The organism is Eudoraea algarum, from assembly GCF_050589645.1.
Taxonomy (GTDB): domain Bacteria; phylum Bacteroidota; class Bacteroidia; order Flavobacteriales; family Flavobacteriaceae; genus JBNGOQ01.
Genome location: NZ_JBNGOQ010000002.1, coordinates 579497 through 591929, shown reverse-complemented (window position 1 = coordinate 591929; position 12433 = coordinate 579497). Strand labels below are relative to the sequence as shown.

Genomic DNA, 12433 nt, shown 5'->3' with positions numbered 1-12433 from the left:
TGTTTAACGCGTATCTTTGCGGTGATTTAAACCCAGTTAGATGCGTAAAGCAGATCTTACGGCCTGTTACCAACTCATTGCTCCCTACATCCATAATACCCCGGTATTGTCTTCCCGGCTCATTGATAAAATGGCGGGGGCAACGGTCTTTTTAAAATGCGAAAACTTTCAACGCATGGGTGCCTATAAGATGCGCGGCGCTACCCATGCCATCTTGCGACTTACCACCGCACAGCAAAAAAGGGGGGTGGTCACCCATTCCTCAGGTAACTTTGCCCAAGCCCTTTCGCTTGCGGCCCAAAGCCTAGGTGTAACCGCCTATATTGTCATGCCCACCGATGCGCCCCAAGTAAAGAAGGATGCCGTTATGGAATACGGGGGGCTTATCATTGAATGCGAACCCACACTAGAGGCCAGGGCAGCTGCCGCTGAGGAAATTGAACACGGCAAGGGGGCTACGTTTATACATCCATCCAACGATATGGACGTCATTCTGGGTCAAGGCACTGCGGCACTGGAGCTTTTGCAGGCCCACCCAGATTTGGAGTACATCATTTGTCCGGTGGGCGGGGGTGGCCTTATTGCCGGTACGGCTCTGGCCGTACATCATTTTGGTGCGAACTGCAAGGTAGTGGGTGGGGAACCCTTTGCGGTAGACGACGCCTATCGTTCCCTACAAAGCGGGGTCATTGAAAGCAATGCCACTACGGATACCATCGCTGACGGACTCAAAACCCAATTGGGGGATAAAAATTTTCCCATCATCCAGCAGCATGTAGACCGTATCATCCGGGTTACCGAGGAAGAGATCATAACGGCCATGCAGTTTATTTGGGAGCGTATGAAACTCGTGGTGGAACCTTCCAGCGCGGTGGCCCTAGCAGCCCTGCTGCGCGAAAAAACAAGGTTTCAAGACAAAAAAGTGGGGATCATTATCTCGGGGGGCAATGTAGATCTGGGGCAACTGCCCTTTTAAATCCAGTTTTTAGGGACTCCTTTCCTTTTTTTATAAATAGGGCCGATCGATTTCTAAAAAGATCGGAAAACCCATAGGGTCAAGGACCATTTTTGTGTTCTAACCAAAATAGTTGTAATCATGGTGGGTTTCTATAAATTTTTTCTGTTGTTCCTTTTTTTTGGCAGTTTGTACAGTACAGCCCAGGAAAAGCCGCCTTCCAAACCGTCGGTACAAGATTTGGACTTCCTTATCGGCACCTGGCAGATCAGCTTCTCGTTCTACGATACGCACAAGCCCGAACGAGGGGTGATTTTTACAGAAACAGGTACCCAGGAATGTCGCTATGACATGGAGTTGAACGGGGTCCCGATGTTCATTACCTGCGAGGGTGAGGTAACCGTCGATAGCGGAGTGTTCAAAGGACGTACCAGGAGCTTTAGGGAAGCCATACGGTACAGCAGTTTTATCAAAAAAGCCTTTGAACGGATAGGCCTGTACAGCAACTGGCCGGCAACGGCCCTCGAAACGCTCAGCTATAATTTCGAAGCAAGGACCCTGGAAATACGTGGAGAACTGGACGTACAAAAGGGCCTTCTTGAACGCTACGAGGATATCTACCGGTTCAATGCCAACTATACGGAGTACACACGGACCAATGTTGCCAATTTTTCCGATATGCCCATCACCGAATTTAACCTAACAGTAGAGGGCCAGGGGGCAAAGCTGGAAGAACGGAAGTAGTTTACATTTGCACCCCGTATTCCTCTGGAAACTGCTCCGGAATGCTTGCGTGGTCCTCATCCAAGAGTTGTCGTAAATCAATTTCTATGCCCCTGGAAATGGTGGAAATGGGCACATCGTTGGCGGAACCCTCAAAGGGGTTTTCTCCTACGCGCCCGATGCGCTCCATGGTATGGAACACCCAGGATACCGATACACAGAACGGAATCGCCAACCAGCCAAAATAGGGCGCCAATATGGGAAAACTATCCGCTAATCCCAACCCTATTTTCGAAAACTCGGGCACAATTCCAAAGGGGAGCAGTAGCAAAAAGATCCATACAAAGGAGTAGGACAGGGTGGCATATTGCCGGGGGTAGGGGAAGTTTTTGATGCGCTCGGACTTGCCCTGAAGGGTAAACAGTTCCTGCAGCACGTTTTCGAGCTCCAAAAAGGAAAACTCCCAGAGCAGTCCACGCTCCTTGAGTCGCTTTAAGTGATCGGACTGTAGATAGAGTAGGGCAGCAGGACCGTTTTTCTTGCTGAGTACATAAGCGCGTTCCTCATCGCTCAAATAATGCATCAAGTCTTGGTCCACGGTAAACATCTTTTCGGGGATATGTATCATGTTAGACCATTCCCGATTGGTATGACTGTCCTCGAAGGCTTCCCATTTTCTGGGTTGTCGCATGGCATGGCGTAGGGCCGTCAACCAGGCAATATGCCGATACACCAGTACCTTTTTATGCTCCTGAAGTTCTTGAAGCACAGCCGGATTGTCCGTATATTCATTGGATACCATGTCCTTGGTCTTCATCCCCCAGCTACGGGAGGTGTTCACAATGCCTCCCCAGATCTTTCTGGCCTCCCAGATGCGTCCGTAGGCCGAATTGTTCTGAAAACCTACCATAAAGGCCACCGCTGTGCCGATTAGGGCCACGGGAGTCCAGGGAACATGTAAAAAAGTATAACCGAAGAGGTTGTACAAAACGGTCACAATGGTGGCAATGACCAGGAAAACTAAGGTTTCCCAACGGGTCCAACGTGCCATATCGAGCACGGAATATCTTTTTTTGACGAGCATAGAATTGTTTGTATGATAGGTTCCTTTAAAAATAAACAAAATATGGATCGACAAAACAGGTACTAAAACGGCCAAAAAAACGTTCATAAGCCGTAACCCAATACAAATGAACATGACTAAATTAAAACGAAACACCCAAAACCTATTATGGACCCTAACGGTGCTGCTTTTGGCAATCAGCTGTAGTAGCGACAAAGAGGATGCCATTGGGGATCAGGCCGTGCTCTCACAAGCCGAGCTACAACAAATTCTGAATACCGATGAGCTTGCTGGCGTAGCCGATGACATTGTCACCGGTTTGTTCATGAACAGTTCCAATGCCCTTACCGGCAAAACCAATCCAGACTGTTATGTGGCCGAGTACAGCGATACCGGTTTTTCAGTAACCTTCACCAATTGTGCAGTAGATGGCAATGAAAATGTGAACGGGACCGTAATGGTTACCTATACCTCAGAAGGGGAGACCCTGTCATTTACCACTACCTTTGACAACTTTTCCGTGGACGGTATAGAGATCAACGGTACCCGAAGTTATGTCTTCGAAGGCTTGGTAGACCAAGAGGCCTTTACGTTTACCGTAACCAGTGATATGACCATTACCCTGGCCGATGGGACGGTCATAGACGAGACGGGGAGCAAAACCTTCGGTTTCAGCTTTGGGGACACTTTGGAAACCAGTGTCTTCACCATAGATGGAAATTGGACCGTAAGTATAGATGAGAATACCTACGCTGTAATGGTCGATACCACCTTGGAAGGAAATCTGGCTTGTGACTACCTTACAAGCGGTGTTATGCAGGTCAGCAAGAATGGTCTAGCGGTCTCGGTGGATTTTGGTGATGGCAGCTGCGATAATATCGCCACGATCATCTATCCCGATGGTACTACGGAAGAAGTTGAACTGGACGATTGACCCCAATAGGACATTTTAAAAATAAAAAAAGGAGCTATATCGTATAGCTCCTTTTTTTTTGGTCAGGTCTGGTATTATCGGCCAAAGTTCCTGTGTTCGGCCCAACGCACTCGTTTACTGTCCTTAAGTTGTGAGAAGAAGGAAAAGGTTCTGGAGGCGGTTGGTGTGGGCCTACTAAATGTTTTCATGTTTTTGTTGTTGTGTTGTTTTATTGAGGTCGGTACAGTCTATCTGTAGTTCCTGTATCCCGACCAGCTTACTCGTTTACTGTTTCTGAAGTTTGAAAATACGGTAAAGGTTCTGGCTTCAGTGGGTGTTTTGCTTAATGTTGCTCTCATGATTTCTTTTGTTTTTTTGTTGTGTTGTTTTTGTTTGAGGTCGGTACAGTCTATCTGTAGTTCCTGTATCCGGACCAGCTTACTCGTTTACTGTTTCTGAAGTTGGAAAATACTGTAAAGGTCCTGGCTTCAGTGGGTGTTTTGCTTAATGTTGCTCTCATGATTTCTTTTGTTTTTTAGGTTAACTATGTAATGTTATTTGCTTGGAATCCTATCTGTAATTGCGGTAGGAGGACCATTGAACCCTTTTGCTGTTTCTAAAATTGGTCAACAGGGTGAAGGTTTTTGTTTCTGTCGGTGTTTTGCTTAATGTTGCTCTCATCTTTTTGTCTTTTAAATGGTTAATGACTGTACTTTGTCGTGTTATTATCAATTTGATTACACTTACTAGACGTCCCATTAACATTTTTGTTACAGTACTATGTATAAAAAGGTACTATTTTAAGCAATTTTTAACACTATCCAAGGGCTTTTTATATCTTGATAAAGTATGTAATTTATTGTTTATCAACTTATTACAATTAAATTGATGGGAATATCATTTTTTTTGAAAAAAAGTGATTTTTTTTAGGTTGAAGGACAAATAGGGGGAAAGGGAAGCTGATTTTGTGGCCCAGATTGGTTCAAATACCCGGCAATTGACGCTCTAAACCATCCATTGGGCCAAGGAAACTACTTTTTTGAGAAATTGGCCGCTGCCGGAAGCTCAAACAGTTCCAGTTCAAAATAGGGTACGGCCGCCAATAGGTGATCAAAGATATCGGCCATGATATATTCGTAGTTCTGCCACCGCTTGTCCTTGCTAAAGGCATAAATCTCCAGGGGAATGCCTTGGGAAGTGGGGGGCAACTGCCTGGACATCATCATCATTTCTTTATTCACCGCCGAATGTTTTTCCAAATAGAGTTCAATATACTTTCTAAAGACCCCTAGGTTGGTAAGGTTTCTACCATTGATGGGTAGAGAGGTATCCACTCCGTTCTCCGAATTATCTGCCGTGATCCGTTCCTGACGGTTTTTAAGATACCCCTCCAACAACTGTATTCTTTCCAAGCGGCCCACATCTTGGAAGCTGAGGAACTTTACACTGTCCTGCTTAAGGATCAGGGCCCGTTTAATGCGTCGCCCACCGGATTCTTGCATGCCCCGCCAATTCTTAAAGGAGTCGGCCGTGAGCGCATAGGTAGGAATGGTGGTAATGGTCTTATCAAAATTCTGCACCTTCACCGTGGCCAGGTTGATCTCGATCACATCGCCGTCCGCGCCGTATTTGTCAAACGTAATCCAATCGCCAATACGCACCATATCATTGATCGTGACCTGTATGCTGGCCACCAATCCTAGGATGGTATCCCGAAAGAGCAGGAGCAATATGGCCGAGGCCGCACCCAGTGCGGTAAAGAACTTCCAAATGGTGGTGTCCGTGATGATGGCAAAGATGGTCATAATGCCCACGGCCCATGCGAAGATCATAAACACCTGTATATAACTGTCTATGGGCTTGTCCTTAAAGCGGGGCAGCGTCTTAAAATAGTCCTTAAAGGTATCCAACACCTTGCGCACTATGCGGACCACCAGCAGTATACTCATGATTTGCAGAAACTTCATCGCCATATTTTCCACGTACTGAAAATCGATAAAGACCAGGGGCACCAGTTCAATGGCGAGCAAGAGGGGCATAATATGCGCCAGATATCGGGGTACCCGATTGGCCACCAATAGGTCGTCAAAATTGGTCCTGGATCTTCGCGCCAAGCGTGCCGAAAAGCTTCTAATCACCTTCCAACTTAGAAAATCCAACAAGAAAACCACCAACAGCATGGCCACGAAGAGTGCGATCATGTTCAAATAGCTTGCGGTACTTTCCGCCACGCCCAAGCGCACAAAGTAGTCGTAAATAAAATGGCTTAGGGCACGGTCTATGATCTGCAACTGTTTCATAGGTGCAAAAATACTATGCTTTGCACGAAATCAGGGTATCCTGGATTCAATTTATTTCGCCCAGATACGACGCGCTTTGCGGGCCGTAAGCTTTAGATAGGTCAAAATACCGATGGAGAGTAGGGCACATACCAGAAAGCCGATAAAGAGCGGCAAGACGGTATCGCCCACATAACGCCCAATGTAAGTGCTTATGGGCACGGCCATGATGGTTGAAATAAATCCAGTGATGGCGGCCCCGATGCCCGCAATATGTCCCACGGGCTGCATGGCCAAAGCCCTGAGGTTACCAAAGAGAAAACCGATAGCAAAAAATTGTGCCCCAAAGAAAGCGAGCAGCACCCAAATACTGGGATTCGAGCTACCGTAAAACAGCAGGAGGTACAAGAGCGAAATCCCAAAAAAGGCTAGGAGGGAAGTGGTCACCAATTTCTCCATACCGAAACGCAATACCAGGGTCCCGTTCAGGAAGGTGGCACTGCCTATGGAAATGGCTAGGGCCGCAAAGATATAGGGAAACTCTTCCTTTAAAAGGTATTGTTGTTCAAAGATTTGCTGGGAAGTGCTCAGGTAAACCATAAAGGAGCCCGCGATAAAACCGGAAATAAACGTATAACCAATGGTGTCCCTATGTCTCATCAGTTCCTTGAGTCCGTCCATAAAGATATGCGAAGTGAACTTTTCCCGTTTTTCCACAGGATGCGTCTCGGGCTGTCGCCTCCAAAACCAAAGTGACACCAAAAGCCCAAAAACAAGCTGCACATAAAAAATGGCCTGCCAATTAAACTGATCCAAAACCAATTTGCCCACAGCCGGGGCAATAATGGGAACCAAAATAAAGACCACGGTGACAAACGACATGATCCGGGCCATATAATCCCCGCTAAACAGATCGCGTACCATGGCAATACTTATGGTACGGGGTGCCGAAAGACCAATGCCCTGTAGAATCCGACCCACAATCATCATCTCCAGGCTGTTGGCATAGATGCAGATAAAACTGGCCAGTCCAAAGAGGGCGAAACCCATATAGACCACCGGTTTGCGTCCCAAGCTATCCGATATGGGACCAAAGACGAGGGGACCAACACCAAGGCCCAGGAAGATCATGGTTATCAGCAATTGATTGTCCACAGGTTCTGTAGTGCCTATGGCCATACCTATGACATCCAGGGCGGGCAAAAGTGCATCCAGGGCCAGGGCCACGATGGACATCAGCGATGCCATGAGGGCGATAAATTCGAATTGGGAGTACCGCGATTTTAGCATCAGACAAAAGTAGGAACATTCCCGGGGAAAGCGGCACCCAATGCTGGCAAAAATTTGGATAATTTTGCATCTTTACAATAAATTAACGCTTAGGATGAAAAGGCTATTAGGACAGTGGGGATTATGGTGCTTGTTCCTTATCGGAACGGCCGCCCATGCGCAATTCGGCACCCAGACCAAAAGTAGGGTAGCCAGTGGTGAGGTTTCCCTAATGGCCCGTTTGATCCTCCCCGAAACACCTTTGGCCCAAAAGCCGCCCGTGGTCATTATTGTACACGGTTCGGGCAGACGTGGCAACTGGACCAGCTATCAACCCTTGATTTCCCGTTTTTCCCGGCAAGGATTGGCTGTGGTCTTTTTTGACAAACGGGGTACCGGGGCTTCGGGAGGACGTTTCCTAAAAGTAGCTACCGAAACCAGCAAGGAGGTCTTTGATATCCTGAGCGATGATGTGGTGGCCGTGGCCGAATGGACCAAACGACAGGCCGGTATAGACACCACACGCATTGGTGTTCTGGGTTTTAGTCAAGGCGGGTGGATAGCCCCCCTGGCCGCCTGCAAATCGGATCTTATAAAATTCTCGATTATGATTTCCGGTCCCATATGTTCCCTGGGCCATGAAACGCTGTTCAGCGAATTGGCGGGCGATGCCCGGGGCAAAGAACCTGTGGATTGGGAAGAGATCAATACAAAACTCCGTGCGTTCAATGCGGACCGTGGTTTTGACTCCGAAGAATACGTGACCCAATTGGCTATCCCAAGCCTTTGGCTCTTTGGGGAGAAGGACACCAGCATGCCCGTGACCTTTAGCAAACAGAACTTGGACACCATCCTGGCCAGGGCACCCGAAAGGCCCTTTAAGTATATTGTGTATCCCAATGCCAACCATAGTCTTTACGATGTGGACACCAAGGAACGGATTCCGTATGGTAGGGATGTACGCCAATGGCTACTGTCCGAACTCTATTAAAATTTGGGGCGTTTTCCTGTAACATTTTCCAGAAAAAACCGTCATTTAATATATAGGTAAAGAACCACGGGTGGAAATCAGCATGCTAAAAGACGTGACCTTATTACTGAACGCCGTTGGCGTTGGGAATTGCTTTTTATTGTCCATGGCCTATCTCAGAAGGAAAGCCCCGGGCAGTCCAACCGCCAAACCCCTTCTTTCCGCGCTCTTTTTTGTAATCGGAATCGTTATCCTGAACACCATTTTTAACCTGAGCGGTTATAGCCGGCAGTTAAGTGGTTTTGAACCTATTTCCAATGCCATGGCCTTTGCCATTGCGCCACTGCTTTATCTTTACGTGTGCAATTTGGAAGGAAGAAAGACCCACACCCTACGGTCTGGCCATCTGGCCCATTTTTATGCCTATTTGGGTATCACCGTGCTATCCATTTCTTTTCCCCATAGCACCTTTGGGCAATGGGGGCTTCGCTTTGTGGACAGCTTGGCGATGATTTCGCTTTGGAACCTACATTTTCTGGCCTACTTGGTCGCGATTATCCATCGTTTTTGGAAGAGCCCAAAATATTTTGGATGGACCGCCCAGCTCCTGGTGTGGGGCGTGGGTTCGATTTGGTTCCTAAACTTCTCCTTTTATCTTTTTCGACTGTGGATAGGTCCCTTACCCATCGTGGTCTACCTTAACATAACCCTCTTGTTCTCGGCACTTACGGTATATCTTTTTTATCATAAAATAAGTTTGACCGAAGCCCGAAGGATCCGTAAAAAACGAAAAAAACCGTCTGCGGTAGGCAAAGATCTTATTGTAGCGGCCATTAGGCGGCACCGATACTACCGTGATCCCGATCTGGATATCCGAACCCTTTCAGGGCACCTAAGGCTTCCCTATCACGAGCTCAGTACCTGGATCAACAGGAACTACGATCAAAACTTCAATACCTTTATCAACAGGTTCCGTATTGAGGAAGTATCCGAGGCCCTAAAGACCCAACAACATCAATCCTATACCATAATGGGCCTTGCCCAGCAAGCCGGTTTTAAATCGGCCTCCGCATTTTATGCCGCCTTTAAAAAGGAAAAGGGCACCACGCCTATTGACTTCCTAAAACGTCTCGCTTAAACCAAGCTGTTCTGATTTGTAAATACAAACAGTCATCCTTCCCTAGGGAACTTCGGATTGGCTAGGTTTGTAACCTATTCATCAATTAAAATCAGAAATCCATGAAAACAGTTGTCCATTATTTATTGTTGATTTGTGCCCTGTTGGGCCTCCAAGAGTTAGGGGCCCAAGACCCTTCCATTTCCTATGCCATTGGTATAGATGAACAAAACCCGCACTTGGCCCGGGTAAGCATCTCCATGATTCCACAAGACAGCCTGTTGTACATGCCCCAGGGTGCAGGGCAATTTCCACGGGGCTGGGCACAGTTCGTGCACCATCTTAAGGTGGTGGACGCCCAAGGTACCCCCATAACCGTCACCGAACTGCCCGATGCCCGTTGGGCCATGGCATATACGCCAAAGGAACGGATACAGGTACATTATGAAGTACACCTGGAGCACCACAAGCATGAATGGGGCGGCGGTCTCGATGGGGTGGCCTATGCCACGGACTGGGGCGTGTTCTATACCGGAAGGGCATTGTTGGTCCTTAATGGTGAAGCAAGGGAGCAGATTCCCGTCAGCTTTGAACTTCCCCCGACATGGAAGGTAACCACCCCTTGGAAAAGGACTGACAAAGGCCAGCATCGGTTTGTGGCCGCTAACCAGTCGGCCCTCTCCCTGGGGATGTTCTTTGCCGGGACCCACGAGGAGCTTTCCTTTAAACGGGAGGGTTTTGAACTCCTTTTTGCTTTAGGGGGCAGCTCGGTGCAGAGCAATAAGGAGGAGTATCAGCATATGGCCTCAGGGGTGCTGGATTATTATATTGACCTGATGGGCGGACTGCCCAATCCGCCGCCGGACAATGTATTAGACCGTTCCGTGGTCATTATCAACGAGACCGACCAGACCGATGGAGAGGTAATAGGCAATAACATCAGTATTCTGATCCAAAAAGATGCGGACGATATGTCCAAAATGATCTCGCGCTTTATTTTTGCGCATGAGTTCTTCCACTTGTGGAACGGCAAGTCAATGATACCGGAAGATCAGGAAACCGAATGGTTCAAGGAAGGGTTTACCAACTACTATACCCTAAAGGCACTGTACCATATCGGCTTTTTAAACGAACCCGCCTATTTTGATGCATTGAACAATTTGTTTTTCCAACGCTATACCACCGATGATGGGGTAGGAAGGCTCTCCATGACCCAGGGCCAGGAAAAACATGCCCATTGGGGATTGATCTACGGCGGTGGCCTCTTTGTGGCCATAGCCCAGGACATGATGATCCGTGAGACTTCGGACAACAAAAAGAGTTTGGACGACCTTATGACAGGGCTATTCAAAAAATACGGAGGCACCCACGAGCACTATACCATAGATGAGCTCCAGGAACGCCTTGAGGCACTGAACGGGAAGGACCAGTCCGATTTCTTCACTACCTATATCCGGGGTACAGAGCGGATTCCCATAGATCAGTACCTATCCAAAGCTGGATTGGACGCCAAGATAACGGACGATCAGCTCAAAGTGGCCAAAAAGGAAACGCCCACACCGCTCCAGGAGGCAATGATAAAAGGGATGTTGGGACTATTGGATAACCAGCAATAACGGCTATCCAACAAATCCAATTTACATGAAGAAGCAAATAATTTGCATAGGCTTTGTGCTGGGCTGCCTTGGCAGTGGTTGCGCACAACAAAATTTGGACCAATCCGGCGCTTTGGAGCCGCACTCCATTACGGCGGGCAACGGGGAAACCTATACCGGCGAGATGGGGCATATACGGGTACCCGAAAACAGGAAGAACGGGAAATCAGCCTTCATTGAACTTCCCTTTTTCAGAATTAAAACGAAACATCCGAATCCCCTGCCGCCCATTTTTGTTTTCGAGGGCGGACCCGGGGACGATCCATCTGCCTTGGAACGCTTACAAGAATTTGCACCCATACTTTCCTCCTTTGCCCAACGTAGTGATGTGGTATTGGTAGATCAACGGGGCAATGGGAAATCCGTCCCCAAGCTGGGTTGCCCAATTTCCCTAAACCTACCTTTGGACCTTCCCTTGGAAAAGGAAAGTTTTCGACAGTATTACCGGAAATACATTGCCGATTGTGCGGCGCATTGGCAGGAAAAAAAGCGGGACCTGCAAGGATATAATGTGGTGGCGATGGCCGAGGATACCGAGGCTGTGCGGAAATTCCTTTCCTATGACAAGATTATGCTCTTTGGAGGAAGTTTCGGGGCCCACCATGCGTTGACCTATGTAAAGAAATACCCCGATCGGGTGGACCGTATTCTGTTGGACAGTCCCGAAGGCCTGCAACACACACTTAAACTGCCCTATGAGGTAGATAAGGTCCTCACTCAACTGTCCGCCCTAGTGGAAAAGGACAGCCTATGGTCCAAAAAGATACCCTCCTTTGTAGGACTGGTAAAGGAGGTGCTTCAAGCTTTGGAAAAATCACGGGTCACTGTGGAAGTCACGCACCCCGAGACCCAAAAACCCGTGAATATCGTTCTGGGAAAGTATGATCTGCAATTGGCCACAGGTATGACCTTGGGAAGAATAGGGTATCGGGAGTTGCCGCAACATTATTTGAATATGCAGTCGGGCGACTATTCCTGGCTGGCCAACTATGCCCTGTATTTTCGGTATAACCAAAGTGTAAATTTAATGGCCGTACTGACCGATTGCACATCGGGGGGTACCCCTGAAAGAAAGGCCGAGGTAGCTGCACAGGCCAAGGACGCCATTCTGGGCGATGTGCTGAACAATGTGATTTTTGAGGTCAGCGATCTGTTGCCCTTACAGGATGTGAGCGCCGAGCTAGAACCCAATTTCAAATCCCGGGTACCCCTGTTGCTGATCTGTGGAAGTCAGGACGCCAGGACGCCACTGAGGAACGCAAGGGAGATCATGGCCAATTTTGAACGGGGCCGCCTCCTTACCATAAAATACGGCTCACATGACCTGTATCGGGAGGTATTGGATACGCTTGCTCCAATTATGATGGGCTATCTATCGGCGGACGATCCGGTTACCTACCCATTGCCCAAGGAACTGGAGGCGCCCTTGGATTTTGGGGTGGACTAGGGTTCCATGTGCTCTTTTGCTGGGCAATTTTTCCCTTGTGGA

10 protein-coding genes are annotated in these 12433 nt (G+C 48.0%); 7 read left to right on the top strand and 3 right to left on the bottom strand.

What is annotated here, in order from left to right:
- The first annotated feature begins 40 nt into the window (after positions 1–40).
- Both ACRD67_RS09055 and ACRD67_RS09050 read left to right on the top strand, forming a co-directional pair.
- The gene (locus ACRD67_RS09055) at positions 41–976 is read left to right on the top strand and encodes a pyridoxal-phosphate dependent enzyme (protein WP_430966811.1); all 936 of its coding nucleotides are present in this window, start codon (positions 41–43) and stop codon (positions 974–976) included.
- A gap of 120 nt (positions 977–1096) precedes the next feature.
- The gene (locus ACRD67_RS09050) at positions 1097–1699 is read left to right on the top strand and encodes a hypothetical protein (RefSeq protein WP_430966810.1); all 603 of its coding nucleotides are present in this window, start codon (positions 1097–1099) and stop codon (positions 1697–1699) included.
- Position 1700: 1 nt separating this feature from the next.
- Here the strand turns inward: ACRD67_RS09050 and ACRD67_RS09045 are convergent, their stop codons facing one another.
- Entirely contained in the window at positions 1701–2762 is a 1062-nt protein-coding gene (locus ACRD67_RS09045) for a bestrophin family protein (protein WP_430966809.1), read from the bottom strand.
- A gap of 112 nt (positions 2763–2874) precedes the next feature.
- On the opposite strand from ACRD67_RS09045, the gene ACRD67_RS09040 reads away from it, so the two are divergent.
- On the top strand, positions 2875–3675 hold the full coding sequence (locus tag ACRD67_RS09040) for a hypothetical protein (RefSeq protein WP_430966808.1): 801 nt from the start codon (positions 2875–2877) through the stop codon (positions 3673–3675).
- Positions 3676–4685: 1010 nt separating this feature from the next.
- Here ACRD67_RS09040 and ACRD67_RS09035 read toward each other — a convergent pair.
- Positions 4686–5954, bottom strand: a complete 1269-nt coding sequence (locus ACRD67_RS09035; protein ID WP_430966807.1) for a mechanosensitive ion channel family protein — start codon at positions 5952–5954, stop codon at positions 4686–4688.
- Positions 5955–6005: 51 nt separating this feature from the next.
- On the bottom strand, positions 6006–7223 hold the full coding sequence (locus ACRD67_RS09030) for a multidrug effflux MFS transporter (protein ID WP_430966806.1): 1218 nt from the start codon (positions 7221–7223) through the stop codon (positions 6006–6008).
- A gap of 94 nt (positions 7224–7317) precedes the next feature.
- Between ACRD67_RS09030 and ACRD67_RS09025 the strand changes: the two genes are divergently transcribed.
- The 4 genes from ACRD67_RS09025 (at position 7318) to ACRD67_RS09010 (ending at position 12391) form a co-directional block, all read left to right on the top strand.
- Entirely contained in the window at positions 7318–8193 is an 876-nt protein-coding gene (locus ACRD67_RS09025) for an alpha/beta hydrolase family protein (RefSeq protein ID WP_430966805.1), read from the top strand.
- 70 nt (positions 8194–8263) lie between these two features.
- Complete coding sequence (locus ACRD67_RS09020) at positions 8264–9310, top strand: helix-turn-helix domain-containing protein (RefSeq protein WP_430966804.1); 1047 nt, start codon at positions 8264–8266, stop codon at positions 9308–9310.
- A 101-nt stretch (positions 9311–9411) separates the two neighbouring features.
- Positions 9412–10905, top strand: coding sequence for a M61 family metallopeptidase (locus ACRD67_RS09015; RefSeq protein WP_430966803.1), 1494 nt, complete (start codon positions 9412–9414; stop codon positions 10903–10905).
- Between the two features lie 25 nt (positions 10906–10930).
- A complete protein-coding gene (locus ACRD67_RS09010) occupies positions 10931–12391 on the top strand; it encodes an alpha/beta fold hydrolase (protein WP_430966802.1) in 1461 nt (486 codons plus the stop codon).
- Positions 12392–12433: the final 42 nt, after the last annotated feature.